Genomic DNA, 17,220 nt, shown 5'->3' on the forward strand with positions numbered 1-17,220 from the left:
GACTCCGGAGAACCGATTGAAGCATTCCGCCCCCGTCCTGCGCCGCCGCAGCCTGTTGCAAGCCGTCGGCGCACTCGGCGCCGGCAGCCTCGCGCCGGCCTTCGCCCAGACCGCCACCAGGCCCGCGACCGCCTGGACCGACCTCGAGAAGGCCGCGCGCGGCCAGACCGTGTACTTCAACGCCTGGGCCGGCAGCGACCGCATCAACGCCTACATCCAGTGGGCGGCGGCGGAACTCAAGGCCTCACACGGCCTCACGCTGGAACACGTGAAGATCAGCGACGCGGCGGATGTGGTCAAGCGCGTGCGCGCCGAGAAGGCCGCCGGCCGCCAGTCCGGCGATGGCACCGTCGACCTGATCTGGATCAACGGCGAGAACTTCGCGGCCATGAAGCGCGAAGCCCTGCTGCTGGCCCCCTGGGCCGAGGCGCTGCCGAACTTCCGGTATGTCGACACCACCGGCAAGCCGACCACGCGCAACGACTTCTCGGTGCCGACCGAGGGCCTGGAATCGCCCTGGGGCATGGCGCAGTTCACCCTCTACGCCGACAGCAAGCGCCTGCCACAGCCGCCGCAGAACATGGCCGAGCTGCTCGCGCTCGCGCGCCGCCAGCCCGGGCGCATCAGCTACCCGCGCCCGCCGGATTTCACCGGCACCACCTTCGTCAAGCAGGCGCTGAGCGAGCACGTGACCGATGCGTCGGTGTTGTCCCGGCCACCGGTCGCCAGCGACTTCGAGCGCGTGACCGCCCCGCTCTGGCAATTCCTCGACGCGTTGCACCCGCAACTCTGGCGCGGTGGCAAGCAGTTCCCGCAGAACCCGGCCGCGATCCGCCAGATGATGAGCGACGGCGAGCTGCTGCTGGCGCTGACCTTCAACCCCAACGAACCGGCCAACGAGATCGCCGCCAAACGCCTCGCGCCCACAGTGTCGGCTTGGCAGTTCGCCAAAGGCACGATCGGCAACACGCACTTCGTCGCGATTCCGTACAACGCCAGGGCCGCTGCGGGCGCGCAGGTGGTCGCCAACTTCCTGCTCTCGGCCCGGGCGCAGGCGCGCAAGGCCGACATCGCGCAGTGGGGCGATCCGACCGTGCTCGACCTCACGAAGCTGCCCGCCGCCGAGCGCGCCCTGTTCCCCTCGCAGCCGCTGCCCGGTCAGGTCGCCGTGACCGCGCCGACGCTGCCCGAGCCGCACGCGGCCTGGGTCGAGCCGCTCGAGAAGGAGTGGCTGCGAAGGTATTCATGAGCACCCCCGCGCAGCTGGGTCAATCCGGGACGCCATGACCCGCCTGCCCTTGGTGATGGCCTTGACCCTGCTGTTGCTCGCTGGCCTGCCGATGCTGGCCGTGGCCGGCTGGTCGCTGGCCAGTCTGCTGGACGCTGCGGCCTGGGCCGCACTGGGGGACGACCCGCAATGGCTGCATGCGCTGGGCCTGAGCCTCTGGACCGGACTGGCCTCGACCGCGCTGGCCTGGTGGGGGGCGGCGCATTTGCTGGCCCAGGGCTTCGTGCACCGCTCGCTCGACCGCTGGCTGCGCGGCCTGCCGTGGATGCTGGCGACGCCGCACGCGGCCTTCGCCATTGGCCTGGTGTTCCTGCTCTCGCCCAGCGGCTGGCTGCTGCGCGCGTTCTCACCCTGGCTCACCGGATTCACCCTGCCGCCGCCCTGGCCGACGACACAGGACCCGTGGGGCCTCGGGCTGATCCTCGCTCTGGTCGCCAAGGAAATCCCCTTCCTGCTCTGGGCCGCGGCGACGCAGCTGCAGCGCGACGACCTGCGCCGCCGCTGGCGCGCCGAGCACGCGCTGGCGCAGACCCTGGGCTACGCGCCCCTGCGCGCCTGGTGGTGCGTGGTCTGGCCGCAGCTCGCACCGCGGCTGCACTGGCCGCTGCTGGCCGTGCTGGCCTACGGACTGACCGTGGTCGACATGGCGCTGGTGATCGGCCCGGCCTCGCCACCGACGCAGGCGGTGCTGGCCTGGCAATGGCTGCAGGACGCGGACCTCACGGTCAACGCCCGCGGCGCGGCGGCCGGCGGCGTGCTGGCGCTGGCGGTGCTGGTCGCGGCGCTCGCCGTGCGGCAGATGCCTCGGCGGGCTCGCACGGGTGGCCGGCGCGGTGCAGCGCCCCATGAACCTTCCTCGCGTCTCACACCGGCCTGGTCGCTGCTGACCGGCCTGTACCTCGCGGTGCTGGCGGCGCTCGCCGTGGGCAGCGTGGCTGGCGTCTGGGCCTTTCCGGCGCTCTGGCCCGAGGCGCTGACCGCCGAAGCCTGGCTGAGCGTCTGGCACAGCGGCGGCACCGTGGGTGTCACCCTGGTGCTTGCGCTGGCGAGCAGCCTGCTGGCGCTGCTCTGGTGCGTGGCCTGGCTGGAGCTGGCGCCGCGCGGCTGGGACCAGGCCCTGCGGCCGCTGCTTTGCCTGCCGCTGGTGCTGCCCGGCGTGCTCTGGGTCGTGGGCCTGTACCGGGGCGCGCTGTGGGCGCACGCGGAGGGCCAATGGAGCGGCCTGCTGTTCGCGCACACGGTGATGGTGCTGCCCTACGCCCTGCTCACGCTCTCTCCCGCCTACCTTGGCGTCGACCCGCGGCTGGCGGCCGTGAGCGCCAGCCTGGGCCACGGCCGCTGGCGCTTCCTGGTGGCGGTCAAGTGGCCGCTGCTGCGCCGCGCGCTGGCCGCCACGGCCGCCGTCGGCTTTGCGGTCAGCGTGGCGCAGTACCTGCCCACGCTCTACGTCGGCGCCGGGCGTTTTTCCAGCGTGACCACCGAAGCGGTCACGCTGGCGGCCGGTGCGCAACGCTCGCTCACCAGTGCCTACGCCGGCCTGCAGTTCGGGCTGCCGGTGCTGGCGTTCGCGCTCGCCGCGTGGGTCGGGCGGCCGCGCCGCTTTACAGTCGGCAGGCCATGACACTCTCGGTCCACCTTCACCGCCTCGGCAGCCCCGGCCGCTGTCTGCTGCAGGAGTTGCGCCTGCAGGTCGGGCCGGGCGAAATCCTCACCCTCATGGGCCCGAGCGGCTGCGGCAAGAGTTCGCTGCTGGCCGCGATCGCCGGCACGCTGGACCAGGTGGCCGAGGGCACGGCACCGCTGCGTTTCGAGGGTTCCGTCGCCCTGGACGGCGAAGACCTCGGCCAGCGACCGACCGCGCGGCGCGGCATCGGCCTGCTGTTCCAGGACCCGTTGCTGTTCGCCCACATGACGGTGGCCGAAAACCTGCGGTTCGCCGTTCCACCCGGACCGCCTGCCGCGCGGCAGGCGCAGGTGCAACAGGCACTCGATGAGGCGGGGCTCGGCGGCTTCGGTGACCGCGACCCCGCCACGCTCTCGGGCGGCCAGCGCGCGCGCATCGCGCTGATGCGCGCCCTGCTTGCCCAGCCGCGCGCCCTGCTGCTGGACGAACCGTTCTCGCGCCTGGACACGGCGCTGCGAGAACAGTTCCGCGCCTTCGTGTTCGGCCAGATCCGGGTGCGCCAGATTCCCGCCATCCTGGTCACGCACGACCGGGCCGACATCGCCGACCCTGCACGCGTGGTGGAGCTGGACCATGCTGGATAAGGCGGTGCAGGCGGCACTGCGGCCGGCACTGAACCGCGCGGCGGCGGTGCTGGTGCGCATGGGCATCGGCGCCGACACGGTCAGCCTCGCGGGCTTTGCGGCGGGCATGGCCGCGGCGCTGGCGATCGCGCTGCAGCACCCGCTGGCGGGGCTGGGGCTGCTGCTGCTCTCGCGCCTGCTCGACGGCCTGGACGGTGCGGTGGCCCGGGCCACGCAGCCGACCGACCGCGGCGGCTTTCTGGACATCACGCTGGACTTCCTGTTCTACGCCGCGATCCCGCTGGCCTTCGCCGTCGCCGACCCGCTGCGCCATGCGCTGCCGGCCGCCGTGCTGCTGGCCAGCTTCATCGGCACCGGCAGCAGCTTCCTGGCCTTCGCGGTGCTGGCGGAAAAGCGGCAGCTCACCGACACCTCCCTGCCGGGCAAGAGCTTCTACTTTCTCGGCGGACTGACCGAGGCGACCGAGACCATCGCCACCTTCGCCGCCATGTGCCTGTGGCCGGCGTGGTTCCCGGCGCTGGCCTATGGCTTCGCGGCCCTGTGCGCGGTCACGACCGCGCTGCGCATCGGCTGGGGCTGGCAGCGCCTGCGCTAGCCGTTCCCTCAGACCGGCTCGACCGGTTCCGTCGGCTTGGCCTCGCTCGCGGACGGTTCGACCGCCGAACCGAGGAAGGCCATGCACAGCAGCCCGGTCAACATGCCGGCCCACTGCGGCACACCGCGACCGACCACGGCGGCGGCGAGCGCGACCTCCTTGTCGACGCCCTTGCTCACCAGCAGCAGCATGATCGCGGCTTCGGCCGCGCCCAGGCCACCCGGCACGATGGCCGCGGCACCGGCGAACAGCCCGATCGAATAGGCCGACACCGCCAGCGTCCAGTCCACCGGCGAGCCCATCGCCTTCAGCGCGAAATACAGGGCCGAGCCCTGCGCGCACCAGGTCGCCACGCTCAGCAACACCGCGCGAAGCAGCGTGGTGCCCGAGAGCAGCACCGACATCGCGTGCATGCCCTCGTGCGCATAGGCCGAGAGGCGGCCCAGCGGCAGGCGCCGCACGAACTCGCGCGCCAGCGAAGAGCGCAGCACCCACATCGCGACCAGACACACCGCCGTCGCCGCCACCGCCCAGTCGGAATGGCCGGTGAACAGCGCGATGCCCGAGCAGGCCAGGATGCCGGCGATCAGGATGTCCAGCAGCCGGTCGGCCAGAAAGGCGCCAACACCGTTGGCGTAGCTCATGCCGTAGGGCCGCAGGTAGAGCACCCGCATCGCCTCGCCGGCCTTGTGCAGCACCAGCCCCATGCCGAAGCCCGACATGTAGATCACCGCGTTGCGCCACAGCGGCACCTCGACGCCCACCGCGCGCGTGAACACCACCCAGCGCCAGATGCGCGCCGCATAACAGACCACGAACACGCCCAGCAACTGCGCCCACAGCAGCGGCGACATGGTGACGATGTGGTGCAGCACCGCGTGCCAGTCGAAGGGCTGTGCGATCACCACGTAGGCAATCAGGCCGCCCAGCAGCACCAAGGGCAGCCAACGCAGGAGACGGGAGAAACCGGACATGTCGGGGATTATCTGGCACGGCCACCCGACGCCCCGGGAAGATCCGGTCAGGCTAGTCCAGGCGCCGCAGGCCCCGCGCAAAACGCTGCGCGTTCTCCCGGTAGTGCGCCGCGCTGGCGGCCAGGCCCGCGATCTGCTCGGGTGTGAGCGGGCGCCGGACCACCGCAGGGCTGCCGACGATGAGGCTGCCGTCGGGAAACACCTTGCCTTCGGTCACCAGCGCGCCGGCCCCCACCAGGCAGTGCCTGCCGATCGCCGCGCCGTTGAGCACCACCGCACCGATGCCGATCAGCGAGCCGTCGCCGATGGTGCAACCGTGCAGCATGGCCTGGTGGCCCACGGTCACGTTCTCGCCGATGGCCAGCGGGAAGCCGGGGTCGGAATGCAGCACCGCGGACTCCTGCACGTTGCTGCCCGCGCCAATGTGCATCGGCTCGTTGTCGGCCCTGACCACCGCCCCGAACCACACGCCGACGCCCTCACCAAGGGTCACGTCACCCACCACCTGGGCCGACTCGGCCACCCAGGCACCGGGCGCCAGCCGGGGCGCCTTGTCGTCCAGTGCGTAGAGGGCCACCGCTCAGTCCAGCTTGATGTTGGCCTTGGTGACCAGGCGCGCGTAGCGGTCCTGCTCGACCTTCAGGAACCTGGCGGCGGCGTCCGGCGTGGTCGGGTTGATGATGTTGTCCTGCTTGGCCATGGCCGCCTTGACCTCGGGATCGTTGAAGGCCGCCACGACCCCCTTGTGCAGGCGCTCCACCTGGGCCGCCGGCAGACCCTTGGGGCCGATGACCGCGAACCAGCCGGCGATGTCGACATCGGGGAAGCCCTGTTCGGCGATGGTCGGCACGTCCGGCAGCGAGGCCACGCGCTGTTTGCCCATCACGCCGATCGCCTTGAGCCGGCCCGATGCGAGATGGCCCTGGGCGGCCGGCACGGCCGCGGCGCCGAACTCGACCTGCCCGCCGATGATGTCGGTCAGCATCGGGCCCATGCCCTTGTAGGGGATGTGCTGCACCTGCACGTCCAGCGCGTCGACGAACATCTCGCCCGCCAGGTGGATGATCGTGCCGTTGCCCGACGAGCCCATGTTGAAGCCGCCGGGCTTGCCCTTGAGCAGCGCCTGCATCTCCTTGACGTTCTTGACCGGCACCTTGGCCGGGTTGACCACCAGCACGAAGGGCGAGCCCCCGACCACGCTGATGGGCGTGATGTCGTTCAGGCTGTCGTAGGGCATGGTCTTGAACACGCTGGGATTGACCGCGTGGTTGTTGGAGATGAAGGCCACGGTGTTGCCGTCGGGCGCGGCCTTGACCAGGGCCGAGGTGCCGGTGATGCCACCGGCGCCGGGCAGGTTCTCGATCACCACGGACTGGCCGAGCGCCTTGGACAGCGCGTTCTGCGCGGCGCGCACGATGGTGTCCACCCCGGAGCCGGCACCCACCGGCAGGATCACGCGCAGCGGCGCGCCGGATTGTGCCCAGGCGGGCGCCGCGGCAAAGAGGCAGGCCGAGGCCAGGGTGATGAGGGTGCGGCGCTGGAAGGTCTTGGTCATGGAGGTCTCCTGGTGTTGTGTGGTTCGGAAAACGGGCAAAAGCTCAGGCGGATGCCTTGGTGAGGCGGCCCAGCACCTCATCGGTGTGCTCACCGATCGCCGGCAGCGGGTGGCGCACGCCGGGCCGGCGACCGCCCATCAGCAGCGGCAGCAGCACGACCTGGGTCTCGCCGCCGTCCTCGGTGCCCATGGGCACCAGGCCACCACTGGCGATCAGGTGTTCGTCGTGCACCAGCTGGTCCGGACGCACCACCTTGGCGTAGGGCAGGCCCGCGGCCTGCAGCTTCGCGCACAGGGTCTCCAGGTCCAGGTGCTGCAGGGTCTCGCCCAGCTTTTTCAACAGGTCGGGACGCACGGCGACACGCTGCGCGTTGGTCGCCAGCGCCGGGTCGTCGGCGAGGTCGGGGCGATCGATCACCTGGCACAGCGTCGCGAACTGCTTGTCGCTCACGGCACCGACGAACAGCTGCTCGCCACCGGCCACCGTGAAGGTGTCGTACACGCTCCAGGCCGAAATGCGCGAGGGGAACGGTGGCGCTGCTTCGCCCGTCATCTGGAACTGCTGCATGTGCTGCGAGGCCAGCAACACGCAGTTCTCGAACAGCGCGCTCTGGATCTCCTGGCCTTTGCCGGTGCCACCACTGCGGTCGCGTTCGCGCAGCGCGGCCAGCACACCGATGGCGCCGAACATGCCGCCCATGATGTCGTTGACCGAGCTGCCCGCGCGCAGCGGGCGGCCCACCGGACCGGTCATGTAGGTCAGGCCGGCCATGTTCTGCACCACCTCGTCCAGCGCCAGCCGGCTCTCGTAAGGGCCGGGCAGGAAGCCCTTGTGCGAGACGTAGATCAGGCGCGGGAACAGCGCGCGCAGCGCCTCGCTGCCCAGGCCCAGCTTGTCCATCAGGCCGGGCCGGAAGTTCTCCAGCAGCACGTCGCACTGGCCGATCAGTTCCTTGGCGGTGGCCAGGCCCTCTTCGGTCTGGATATCGAGCACCACGCTCTTCTTGTTGCGGTTGAAGCTGCGGAAGAAGCCGATGCCCAGGCCCGGCAGGCTGCGCGTCTTGTCGCCGCCGGGCGGCTCGACCTTGATGACCTCGGCGCCGAGGTCGGCCAGGATCATGCCGCAGGTCGGGCCCATGACCATGTGGGTGAATTCGATGACGCGCACGCCTTCGAGGGGCAGGCCGGTGGATTCGGTGGGCATGGTGGGTGTTCGGTTCGTTGGAAGGGAAACAGGTTCAGTGGGCGGCGGCGGCCACCGGTGCCGTCTTCGGCAGGCCGGCGCGCCAGAGCGCGCCGTGGGTGGGTTCACCCGGCAGCCAGCCCACCACCTTGGCGCGCAGCGCCAGCAGTTGATCGATATCGATGCCGGTCGTCACGCCGCAGGCCTGCAGCATGAAAGCCAGGTCTTCGCTGGCCGCGTTGCCGCTGGCGCCGGGCGCGTGCGGGCAGCCGCCGATGCCGGCCAGCGAGGCATCGAAGCGGGTCACGCCCACTTCGAGTGCCGCGTAGACGTTGGCCAGCGCCAGGCCACGCGTGTCGTGGAAGTGGCCGCAGCAGAAGCGGTCGCCGGCGATCTTCAGTGCCTGTTCGGATAGATCTCGCACCGTGTTTGGGTCGGCATAGCCCACGGTGTCGGCCAGGCTCACGCGGTCGGCGCCGGCGTCCAGCAGGGCCTGCATCAGGCGCAGCACTTCGCTGGTTTTCACCTCACCCTGGATGGTGCAGCCGAAGGCCGTGCCCACGCCGCCTTCAATCAGCGTCTGGCTGCCGGCCGCGTCGCGCGCGGCGCGGATGCGCTTCATTTCGTCCACCACCTCGTCGGGCGTCTTGCGCAGGTTGGCCAGGCTGTGCGCGTGGCTGGCCGACAGCGGCAGGATCATCAGGTGCGCGCCGCCGTCGATGGCGCGCTCGGCGCCCTTGAGGTTGGGCACCAGCACGCTGGCCTTCAGGCCCGGCAGCGTCTTCGCAAAGGCCAGCACCTCGGCGGTGTCGGCCAGCTGCGGCAGCAGTTTCGGCGGCACGAAGGAACCCACCTCGATCTCGGTCTGGCCGGCGGCAAAAGCGTCGGCGATCCACTCGCACTTGTGCGCGGTCGGCACGGTGGTCTGGATGCTCTGCAGGCCATCGCGCAGACCGACTTCGCGGATCACGGCACGGGTGGGCAGGTGGGACATTGCGGGGGCTCCAAACAGGGGTTGGTGGTGTCGGGAGTGCAGTTTATGATTTCCCAACTCATCCGTGAGTGGTGTTTTGGAAGCCGATAAATTCCGAAACGGAACTTAATACAAGGGTTTTCCCGGTGCGAGACCTCGACATCAAATCGCTGCGCCTGCTGGTGGCCGTGTGCGACCACGGCAACATGAAGGACGCCGCGGCGCAGGAGCACATCGAACCGTCGGCCATCAGCAAACGCATCGCGCAGCTGGAGGACACGGTGGGCACGCAGGTGCTGGTGCGCGGGCGGCGCGGCGCCGTGCCCACCCCGGCCGGCCGCGCGCTGCTGGAGCACGCGCGCACCCTGCTCTTCACGCTCGACCGCATCGAGGCCGACATGGCCGCGTTCAAGGGCGGCATCAAGGGCCAGGTGCGGGTGGTGGCCAGCGCCTCCGCCATCGCCGAATCGCTGCTCGACGACCTGACGGCCTTCATGCGCGTGCCCGAGCACCAGGACATCAAGGTCGACATCGAGGAGCGCTTCTCCAAGGACATCGTGGCCGCCGTGCGCGAGGGCGTGGCCTCGCTGGGCGTGTGCTGGAGCAGCATCGACTTTGGCGGCCTGGAACACCGGCCCTACCGGCGCGACGAGCTGACCCTGGCGGTGCCGCTGGACCATCCGCTGGCGCAGCACGAGGCCCTGCACTTCGAGGACACCCTGGCCCACGAGCACGTGGGCCTGCCGCCCTCCACCGCGGTCCACACCATGCTGGGCCGCGCCGCCGCCAGGGCGGGCCGACACATGAGCTACCGCGTCGTGGTGTCCAACTTCGACGCCGCGTTCCGCGTGGTGGCCGCGGGCCTGGGCATCAGCGTGGTGCCGCGACAGGTCAGCGAGATCTACGTCTCGGCCGGGCAGGTGCGCATCATCCCGCTGCTGAACGAATGGGCTCACCGCGAGTTTGCGATCTGCTACCGCCGCCACGGCGACCTCACGCCAGCCGCCGAGCGCCTGCTGGACTACCTGTGCGAGCAGGCTGCGCGGGCGGACGCGCCGGCACCGGCGGCGTAAGAAAACCTTCACGCCAGCGACCGACCACAAACTGCGTTAGTGTTCCCCACCCGCTGGAGCCGCCTTGTCCACCCGAAAAATCCTGTTGCTGGTTGCCGTGCTGCTGGGCATCGCGGCCTTCTTCGCGTTCGACCTCGGCCGCTTCTTCAGCCTCGACTTCCTGCGCGCGAGCCAGGCCTCTCTGTCCGCGCTGCGCGAACAGCAGCCACTGCTGCTGGCGGCGGGCTTCTTCCTGGTCTATGTCGCGGTCACCGCGCTCTCGCTGCCCGGCGCCACCATCGTCACGCTGGCCGGCGGCGCGATCTTCGGCCTGGGCTGGGGCCTGCTGCTGGTGTCGTTCGCCTCCAGCATCGGCGCCACGCTGGCCTTTCTCACCGCGCGCTTCCTGCTGCGCGACAGCGTGCAGGCGCGCTTCGGCCAGCGGCTGGTCGACATCGACCAGGGCATCCGCAAGGACGGCGCCTTCTACCTGTTCACGCTGCGCCTGATCCCGGTCGTGCCCTTCTTCGTGATCAACCTGCTGATGGGCCTGACGGCGATGAAGACCCGCACCTTCTACTGGGTCAGCCAGTTGGGCATGCTCGCGGGCACCGCGGTCTATGTGAACGCAGGCACGCAGCTCGGGCAGCTCCAGTCGCTGCGCGGCATCCTCAGCCCCGGCCTGCTGGGCAGCTTCGTGCTGCTGGGCCTGTTCCCGCTGATCGCCCGCAAGCTCGTCGAGGCGGTGCAGAAGCGCCAGGTCTATGCGGCGTGGGCCGGCGTGCGGCCCAAATCCTTCGACCGCAACCTGATCGTGATCGGAGCGGGCGCGGGTGGGCTGGTCTCGGCCTACATCGCCGCCGCCGTGAAGGCCAGGGTCACGCTGGTCGAGGCCCACAAGATGGGCGGCGACTGCCTGAACTACGGCTGCGTGCCGAGCAAGGCGCTGATCCGCAGCGCCAAGCTGGCGCAGCAGATGCGCCACGCGTCGAACTATGGCCTGGGCGACGCCGTGCCCGCCTTCAGCTTCCGGGCCGTGATGCAACGCATCCGGGACGTCGTCCGCGCGATCGAGCCGCACGACAGCGTGGAGCGCTACACCGGCCTGGGCGTCGAGGTGCTGCAGGGTCACGCGAAGCTGGTGAACCCGTGGACGGTGGAGATCGCGCTGAATGGCGGCGGGACGCAGAGGCTGACCGCACGCAGCACCGTGATCGCGGCCGGCGCAAGGCCTTTCGTGCCGCCGCTGCCGGGTCTCGACGACGTCGGCTACGTCACCAGCGACACGCTGTGGGAGACCTTCGCACAGCTCGACGAGGTGCCCGGGCGCCTCGTGGTGCTCGGCGGCGGCCCGATCGGCTGCGAACTCGCACAGGCCTTCGCGCGCCTGGGCTCGCGGGTGACGCAGGTGGAAATGGCACCGCGCCTCATGGTGCGCGAAGACGCGGAAGTGAGCGCGCTGGCGAAGGCCGCCCTCGAAGCCGATGGCGTCGCGGTGCTCACGGGGCACAAGGCGCTGCGCTGCGAGGTGGTGGGCGGGGAAAAGATCCTGGTGGTGGAGCACGGCGGCGTCGAGAAGCGCCTGGCCTTCGACCAGTTGCTCTGCGCCGTCGGCCGCGTGGCGCGGCTCACCGGCTACGGCCTGGAAGACCTGGGCATCCCGACCGGCCGCACCATCGAGACCAACGAGTACCTGCAGACCCTCTACCCGAACATCTACGCGGCGGGCGACGTCGCCGGGCCGTTCCAGTTCACCCACGTGGCCGCGCACCAGGCCTGGTACGCCGCGGTCAACGCGCTGTTCGGCGATTTCAAGAAATTCAAGGCCGACTACTCGGTCATCCCCTGGGCCACCTTCATCGACCCCGAGGTCGCGCGCGTGGGCCTGAACGAGCAGGACGCCAAAGAGAAGAACATCCCGTACGAAGTCACGAAGTACGGCATCGACGACCTCGACCGCGCCATCGCGGACAGCGAGGCCCGCGGCTTCGTCAAGGTGCTCACCGTGCCGGGCAAGGACACCATCCTGGGCGTGACCATCGTCGGCACGCACGCGGCCGACCTGCTGGCCGAATACGTGCTGGCCATGAAACACGGCCTGGGCCTGAACAAGATCCTGGGCACCATCCACACCTACCCCACGCTGGCCGAGGCCAACAAGTACGCGGCCGGCGAATGGAAGCGCGCGCACCAGCCCCAGAAGCTGCTGGCCTGGGTGAAGCAGTACCACGACTGGAGGCGCTCATGAACCGCCGTTTCGTTCGCTGCCTGCCGGTCGCCGCCCTGCTGCTGGCCATGCAGCAAGCCCAGGCCCAGACCCTGCCGCCGCTGGTGCAGCCCGACGGCGCGCTCCACGCCGGCTGGCGCTATGTCGGCTTCCCGAAGAAGAAGGCCGACATCCCGCCCACCCTGTTCGAGGCCGGCAAGGTCGACGGCCAGCCGGCGGTCAAGGTGGTGACGGCCTCGTCCTACGGCACCCTGGTGCACGACCTCAGGGACGCCGCGCCCGCACGCCTGTCGTGGCGCTGGCGGCTCGACCAGCCGCTCGCGGGCGGCAAGGCAGCGCCCGACCTCACGACCAAGGCCGGCGACGATGCCGCGCTCAAGGTCTGTGCCATGTTCGACCACCCGCTGGACCGTGTGCCCTTCGTCGAGCGCACCGTGCTGCGGCTGGCGCGCAGCGTCAGCGGCGAAGCCCTGCCCGCCGCGACCATCTGCTATGTCTGGGACAGCGGCCACGCCGCCGGCCTGCAGGGCGCCAACCCCTACTCGCGCCGCGTGCGCTACATCAGCCTGCGCGGCAGCGAAACCCCCGCCGGCCAGTGGGCCGCCGAGAACCGCGATCTCGCGCAGGACTTCATCACCCTGTTCGGCGACGAGCTGCCGCAGGGCGCACAGACCCCGCGCGGCGAACTGCCCAAGGTGGCCACCGTGCTGCTCGGCGCCGACAGCGACAACACCGCCAGCCAGAGCACCGGCTGGGTCACCGAGCTGCGCTGGGGCGTGAGCAACCCCTGACGACACACCCCGTAACATCGGGGCACCATGCACCACGGAATCAAGAAGCTGCTGCTGCTCGGCGCGGGACATGCCCATGTGCATGTCCTCTCGCGGCTGGCGCAGAACCGCCCCGCCGACCTCGACGTCACCGTCCTCACGCCCTACCCGCACCAGACCTACAGCGGCATGACGCCGGGCTTCGTCGCCGGCCACTACAGCGAGCAGGACTGCCAGATCCCGCTCGAACCCCTGATCAAGGCCGCCGGCGCGAAGTGGGTCCGCGCCCGCTGCACCGGCATCGACACCGCCGGGCGCCGCGTGCGCCTGAGCCCCGTGGCCCAGAGCCGTTCGCAGGACGAGATCCTGCCGCCGGACCTGCCCTACCAGTTCCTCTCGATCGACACCGGCGCGGTGATCGACCGCCAGCGGCTGGAGGCCGAGATGCCCGGTGCGGCGGCGCATGCGCTGATCGTGCGGCCGATCGAAGTGTTCGCCGCGCACTGGCCCAGGGTGCTCGAACAGGCGCAGGCACGCGCCCTGTCGGTGGCCGTGATCGGCGCGGGCGCGGGCGGGCTGGAGCTGCTGTTCGCGGCCGAACAGCGGCTGCGCAGCGCCGGCGTCCACGGCGCCTGCTTCACCCTCATCACCGGCGGCGGCGAGCCCGCCGCCAACTATCCCGCGGGCCTGCAGGCCCGCGTGCTGCGGCGGCTCAGGCGGCTGAACATCACGGTGCTGCGCGACACCTGCGTCGGCATCGACCAGGGCGTGGTGCGGCTGGGCAGCGGCACCGGGCTCGCCTGCGACATCCCCATCCTCGCCATCGGCACCCACGCCCCCGCCTGGCTGCAGGGCAGCGGCCTGGCGCTCAGCGAGTCGGGCCATGTGCAGGTCAACCAGTTCCAGCAGAGCACCAGCCACCCCGACGTCTTCGCGGCCGGCGACGTCTCGGCCCGCGTCGACCAGCCACATCCCAGGAGCGGCGTCTACGCCGTGCGCGCCGGCCCGCCCCTGGCCGACAATCTGCTGGCCACCAACAGCGGCCAGCCGCTCAAGCCCCACCACCCGCCGAAGAACACCCTCAACCTGATCTCCTGCGGCGCCGGCCACGCCATCGCCAGCTGGGGGCCGCTGCACGCCGAGGGCGGCTGGGCCTGGCGCTGGAAGGACCGGATCGACCGCGGGTTTGTGGCGAAGTACCGGCGCCCGTGATCCCACCGGCGCGGCCCGTCGGGCCAGGCGCCATGACTGGAGGTTCCCCATGAAGTTCGGCTACACCATCGTCTACGTCCCCGAAGTCGCCGCCTCGCTGGCCTTCTTCGAGCAGGCCTTTGGCCTGCAGCGCCGCTTCCTGCACGAAAGCGGCACCTACGGCGAGCTGGAGACGGGCGGGACCACGCTCTCGTTCGCGGCACATGCGCTCGGTGATCTGAACTTCGCTGGCGGCCATGTGCCTGCGGACCAGTCCGCGCAACCGCTGGGGTTCGAGATCGCGCTGGTCACGGACGACGTGCCGGCGGCCCATGCCCGCGCCGTGGCGGCGGGTGCGCGCGAGATGGCGGCGCCCTCGCAGAAGCCCTGGGGGCAGGTGGTGTCCTATGTGCGCTGCCCGGACGGCATCCTGGTGGAGCTGTGCACGCCCGTCGGCGCCTGAGGCACCTCAGGGTCTGACGAGGTGCCAGATGCCCCGAAAGCCGTCGCCCTTGTGGTCGCCGGGCTGCCGGTCGTTGGCCGAGTGGTACAGCGGCCGGCCCTTGTGTGCCCATTGCAGCGCGCCGTCCTCGCGCGCCAGCAGCGTGTGGTCGTCGAAGGCCTTGGCACCCTCCTTCGCGAGCATCGGTGGCCACGTGATGGTGCACGGCCCGGTGCACAGACTCTTGCCCGGCACGGTCAGGTCGTTGTCCCACACGTAGAGGCTCATGCCTTTTTCGTCGGTGAGGATGCCGTTGGTGACCTTGGGCTGGGCCGAGGCGACCGTGACACAGGCCAGCAGGCCCAGGGCGAGCAAGGCTTTGGGGGAGGTGTGCAGGAAGCCCATGATGGTGTCTCCGGGTGGATGGGACCAATTCACTGTAGGCCTCTGCCGGGGTGAAGTCTTGACCCGCATCAAGTGCGTGCGTCACGCGCGCGCTGGCACGGCTCTTGTATGGTTCGAGCGCCACCGTCCGGCGGCTCACCACGGGAGTCCTCCATGTCGCAGCAGCAGCCAGTCACCGTTCCCCTCACCTGGCAGCTGGCACCAGCCAGCCTGAACCAGCCCATCCTGCCCAACTGGCAGTTCCACCTGTTCAACATCCACCTCGGCACCTCGTCGAACCCCGCCGTCGAGCAGCGGGCACTGGCGCGGGTCGGCAGCTACGGCCGGCAGATCGGCCACCTGGCCGAAGCGCTGGAGCTGATCGTGAAGAAAGCAAAGCTGCTGGAGAGCCAGGACCTGACCGCCGCGGAGAAGGACGTGATCCAGGTGTTCCTGGGCGACGTGTCCAGCATCCGGCAGATCAAGGCGTCGCTGTCGACGTCCTGACCGGGTCCGGCGCCGATCAGCAGCCCAGCTGGTCGGCCAGGTGCAGCAGGTCGCGCGCGTGCAGGGTATTGGCCGCGACCGGCGACACGTCTTTCGGGTGCGCCACGCCGAACTCCAGCGGACGTTCGATGTAGGCGGTCTGCAGTCCGTTGTCCCGTGCGGCGGCGAGGTCGTCCTGGTGCGCCGCGACCATCAGCACCTCGCCCGGCGCAGCGTCGAACACGGCGGCCGCGCCACGGTAGACGCGCGGGTCGGGCTTGTAGGCCTGGAACACCTCGCCGCTGAGCACGCAGTCCCAGGGCAGGCCCGCGCGCTTGGCCATGTCGGTGAGCAGGCCGATGTTGCCGTTGGAGAGCGAGCAGATGGTGAAGCGCGCCTTGAGCCGCGTGAGGCCGGCGACGCTGTCGGGCCAGGGATCGAGCCGGTGCCAGACGCCGTTGAGTTCGGCGCGCTGCGCGTCGTCCAGGGCCGCGAGACCGAAACGCGGCAGCAGGCCGTCCAGGATTTCGCGGTGCAGCACGTCGAGCTTGACGAAGCCGCGGCCACCGGAGCGCACCGCCTCCATCGCCGGCTGGTAGCCCGCGCGCCAGGCGATGGCGAAGGCATCGGCATCGACCTGCGGGAAGCGCTGCCGCAGCTCGCGCACGATGGAGCCGTGCCAGTCGACCACGGTGCCGAAGATGTCGAAGACGAGGATGCGGGGTACGGTCATGTCGAACTCCGGGAGCTGGGTGCTGCGTATTGGGCTGCGAGCGCGAGCGCCACGCGCTCGATCAGCGCGAACGGCATGGGCTCGTTCAGCGCAAAGGCGAGGTTGCCTTTCTCATTGCGCCAGGGCGCGAGTTCCTCGACCAGCGCGGTGTCGGCGGTGACCGGCGGGTAGACGCCGATGTGGCGCTGGAAGGCGGCACAGTAGAAGAAGACCTTGCCCTGCGTCTTGCCCCTGGCCTTTCCGCTCGCAGCCCCGGCCCGGAACGCGGGCATCTGGTAGCTGATGCAGGGCCGGGCGTCGGGGATCAGCGCCTGCACCCGCGCCAGGATCTCGCGCAGCAGGGGCTGCACAGCGTCGGGCGCGGCGGCGATGTAGGCCGCGTGGTCGGCAAAGCCCTCGGGAGCGGCGGCCCCGGCCATGGCGTCAGAGCAGCGGCGAGACCCAGCGCGAGAAGCGCGGTTGCCAGCGGTCGGTGATGTCGGCTGAGACCAGCACGCGCATCGCGCGGCCGATCAGCTTCTCGCGCGGTACGAAGCCGATGTAGCGCGAATCGGCGCTGTTGTCGCGGTTGTCGCCGAGCACAAAGTAGTGGCCCTCGGGCACGGTGACCGCCTCGAAGCTGTGGCGGCCGTTGGCGCCTTCGAGGAACTGCACCGCGTGCTCGGTGCCGTGCACCGACTCGGTCGCGCGCATCGCACGCACCACCACACCGGGCGCCAGCGCTTCCTCGGCCGGCTGCAGGCCCTCGTAGCGCGCCACCTGCCCGTTGACCGACAGCACCTCGTTCTGCATCGCCACCACATCGCCCGGCAGCGCGACCACCCGCTTGATCAGGCGCGTGCCGTCGGTGGGTGAACTGAAGGTGATGATGTCGCCGCGCTGCGGCTCGCCGAGCCGGGCCAGCGAGATCTCGGTCAGCGGCAGCTTGAGGTCGTAGGCGATGCGGTTGACGAAGACCACGTCGCCTTCCAGGATGGTCGGCCGCATCGAGCCCGAGGGCACCGGGTTCCAGTCGGCAATGGCGGTGCGGAAGATGCCGAAGCAGAGCAGGAAGAGGACGAAGCCGCGGTTGGAGCGAAGCCAGTGTTTCACGATCACC

At 70.4% G+C, this 17,220-nt stretch carries 19 protein-coding genes; 10 read left to right on the forward strand and 9 right to left on the reverse strand.

What is annotated here, in order from left to right; translation table 11 throughout:
• Nucleotides 1-16: 16 nt before the first annotated feature.
• The 4 genes from ACS5NL_RS08065 to ACS5NL_RS08080 are packed head-to-tail and all read left to right on the forward strand — an operon-like array spanning nucleotide 17 to nucleotide 4,151.
• Complete coding sequence (locus ACS5NL_RS08065) at nucleotides 17-1,249, forward strand: ABC transporter substrate-binding protein (RefSeq protein ID WP_439353210.1); 1,233 nt, start codon at nucleotides 17-19, stop codon at nucleotides 1,247-1,249.
• 34 nt (nucleotides 1,250-1,283) lie between these two features.
• Nucleotides 1,284-2,909, forward strand: a complete 1,626-nt coding sequence (locus tag ACS5NL_RS08070; RefSeq protein ID WP_439353211.1) for an ABC transporter permease family protein — start codon at nucleotides 1,284-1,286, stop codon at nucleotides 2,907-2,909.
• The gene (locus tag ACS5NL_RS08075) at nucleotides 2,906-3,556 is read left to right on the forward strand and encodes an ATP-binding cassette domain-containing protein (RefSeq protein ID WP_439353212.1); all 651 of its coding nucleotides are present in this window, start codon (nucleotides 2,906-2,908) and stop codon (nucleotides 3,554-3,556) included. Before ACS5NL_RS08070 ends, ACS5NL_RS08075 begins: the two co-directional genes overlap by 4 nt.
• Nucleotides 3,546-4,151 carry a CDP-alcohol phosphatidyltransferase family protein gene (locus ACS5NL_RS08080; protein WP_439353213.1) on the forward strand — a complete coding sequence of 202 codons (606 nt, stop codon included), beginning with the start codon at nucleotides 3,546-3,548 and terminating at the stop codon, nucleotides 4,149-4,151. The genes ACS5NL_RS08075 and ACS5NL_RS08080 overlap by 11 nt, the downstream gene beginning before the upstream one ends.
• An 8-nt stretch (nucleotides 4,152-4,159) precedes the next feature.
• Here ACS5NL_RS08080 and ACS5NL_RS08085 read toward each other — a convergent pair whose 3' ends face one another.
• The 5 genes from ACS5NL_RS08085 to ACS5NL_RS08105 are packed head-to-tail and all read right to left on the reverse strand — an operon-like array spanning nucleotide 4,160 to nucleotide 8,857.
• Complete coding sequence (locus ACS5NL_RS08085; RefSeq protein ID WP_439353214.1) at nucleotides 4,160-5,125, reverse strand: lysylphosphatidylglycerol synthase transmembrane domain-containing protein; 966 nt, start codon at nucleotides 5,123-5,125, stop codon at nucleotides 4,160-4,162.
• Between the two features lie 52 nt (nucleotides 5,126-5,177).
• A complete protein-coding gene (locus ACS5NL_RS08090; protein WP_439353215.1) occupies nucleotides 5,178-5,702 on the reverse strand; it encodes a gamma carbonic anhydrase family protein in 525 nt (174 codons plus the stop codon).
• 3 nt (nucleotides 5,703-5,705) lie between these two features.
• Nucleotides 5,706-6,680 carry a Bug family tripartite tricarboxylate transporter substrate binding protein gene (locus ACS5NL_RS08095; protein ID WP_439353216.1) on the reverse strand — a complete coding sequence of 325 codons (975 nt, stop codon included), beginning with the start codon at nucleotides 6,678-6,680 and terminating at the stop codon, nucleotides 5,706-5,708.
• Nucleotides 6,681-6,723: 43 nt separating this feature from the next.
• Nucleotides 6,724-7,884: a CaiB/BaiF CoA transferase family protein gene (locus ACS5NL_RS08100; RefSeq protein WP_439353217.1), complete on the reverse strand. Its 1,161-nt coding sequence runs from the start codon at nucleotides 7,882-7,884 to the stop codon at nucleotides 6,724-6,726.
• A gap of 34 nt (nucleotides 7,885-7,918) precedes the next feature.
• A complete protein-coding gene (locus ACS5NL_RS08105) occupies nucleotides 7,919-8,857 on the reverse strand; it encodes a hydroxymethylglutaryl-CoA lyase (protein ID WP_439353218.1) in 939 nt (312 codons plus the stop codon).
• A 125-nt stretch (nucleotides 8,858-8,982) separates the two neighbouring features.
• On the opposite strand from ACS5NL_RS08105, the gene ACS5NL_RS08110 reads away from it, so the two are divergent.
• The 5 genes from ACS5NL_RS08110 (at nucleotide 8,983) to ACS5NL_RS08130 (ending at nucleotide 14,539) form a co-directional block, all read left to right on the forward strand.
• A complete protein-coding gene (locus tag ACS5NL_RS08110; protein ID WP_439353219.1) occupies nucleotides 8,983-9,909 on the forward strand; it encodes a LysR family transcriptional regulator in 927 nt (308 codons plus the stop codon).
• 64 nt (nucleotides 9,910-9,973) lie between these two features.
• The gene (locus ACS5NL_RS08115) at nucleotides 9,974-12,136 is read left to right on the forward strand and encodes a dihydrolipoyl dehydrogenase family protein (protein ID WP_439353220.1); all 2,163 of its coding nucleotides are present in this window, start codon (nucleotides 9,974-9,976) and stop codon (nucleotides 12,134-12,136) included.
• On the forward strand, nucleotides 12,133-12,906 hold the full coding sequence (locus tag ACS5NL_RS08120; RefSeq protein ID WP_439353221.1) for a DUF3047 domain-containing protein: 774 nt from the start codon (nucleotides 12,133-12,135) through the stop codon (nucleotides 12,904-12,906). The genes ACS5NL_RS08115 and ACS5NL_RS08120 overlap by 4 nt, the downstream gene beginning before the upstream one ends.
• A gap of 27 nt (nucleotides 12,907-12,933) precedes the next feature.
• Complete coding sequence (locus tag ACS5NL_RS08125) at nucleotides 12,934-14,097, forward strand: FAD-dependent oxidoreductase (protein WP_439353222.1); 1,164 nt, start codon at nucleotides 12,934-12,936, stop codon at nucleotides 14,095-14,097.
• Nucleotides 14,098-14,146: 49 nt separating this feature from the next.
• Entirely contained in the window at nucleotides 14,147-14,539 is a 393-nt protein-coding gene (locus ACS5NL_RS08130) for a VOC family protein (RefSeq protein ID WP_439353223.1), read from the forward strand.
• Nucleotides 14,540-14,545: 6 nt separating this feature from the next.
• On the opposite strand, the gene ACS5NL_RS08135 is transcribed toward ACS5NL_RS08130, so the two are convergent.
• Nucleotides 14,546-14,923, reverse strand: coding sequence for a COG4315 family predicted lipoprotein (locus tag ACS5NL_RS08135; protein WP_439353224.1), 378 nt, complete (start codon nucleotides 14,921-14,923; stop codon nucleotides 14,546-14,548).
• Between the two features lie 153 nt (nucleotides 14,924-15,076).
• On the opposite strand from ACS5NL_RS08135, the gene ACS5NL_RS08140 reads away from it, so the two are divergent.
• Nucleotides 15,077-15,409, forward strand: coding sequence for a hypothetical protein (locus tag ACS5NL_RS08140; protein ID WP_439353225.1), 333 nt, complete (start codon nucleotides 15,077-15,079; stop codon nucleotides 15,407-15,409).
• Nucleotides 15,410-15,425: 16 nt separating this feature from the next.
• Here the strand turns inward: ACS5NL_RS08140 and ACS5NL_RS08145 are convergent, their stop codons facing one another.
• Genes ACS5NL_RS08145 through lepB form a run of 3 tightly spaced genes read right to left on the reverse strand, consistent with a single transcriptional unit; the run spans nucleotide 15,426 to nucleotide 17,213 of the window.
• The gene (locus ACS5NL_RS08145) at nucleotides 15,426-16,121 is read right to left on the reverse strand and encodes a haloacid dehalogenase type II (RefSeq protein ID WP_439353226.1); all 696 of its coding nucleotides are present in this window, start codon (nucleotides 16,119-16,121) and stop codon (nucleotides 15,426-15,428) included.
• On the reverse strand, nucleotides 16,118-16,540 hold the full coding sequence (locus ACS5NL_RS08150; RefSeq protein WP_439353227.1) for an iron chaperone: 423 nt from the start codon (nucleotides 16,538-16,540) through the stop codon (nucleotides 16,118-16,120). Before ACS5NL_RS08150 ends, ACS5NL_RS08145 begins: the two co-directional genes overlap by 4 nt.
• Nucleotides 16,541-16,544: 4 nt before the next feature.
• Nucleotides 16,545-17,213, reverse strand: a complete 669-nt coding sequence (lepB, locus tag ACS5NL_RS08155; protein WP_439353228.1) for a signal peptidase I — start codon at nucleotides 17,211-17,213, stop codon at nucleotides 16,545-16,547.
• Nucleotides 17,214-17,220 lie beyond the last annotated feature (7 nt).

The organism is Hydrogenophaga sedimenti, assembly GCF_051857515.1.
Taxonomy (GTDB): domain Bacteria; phylum Pseudomonadota; class Gammaproteobacteria; order Burkholderiales; family Burkholderiaceae_C; genus Hydrogenophaga.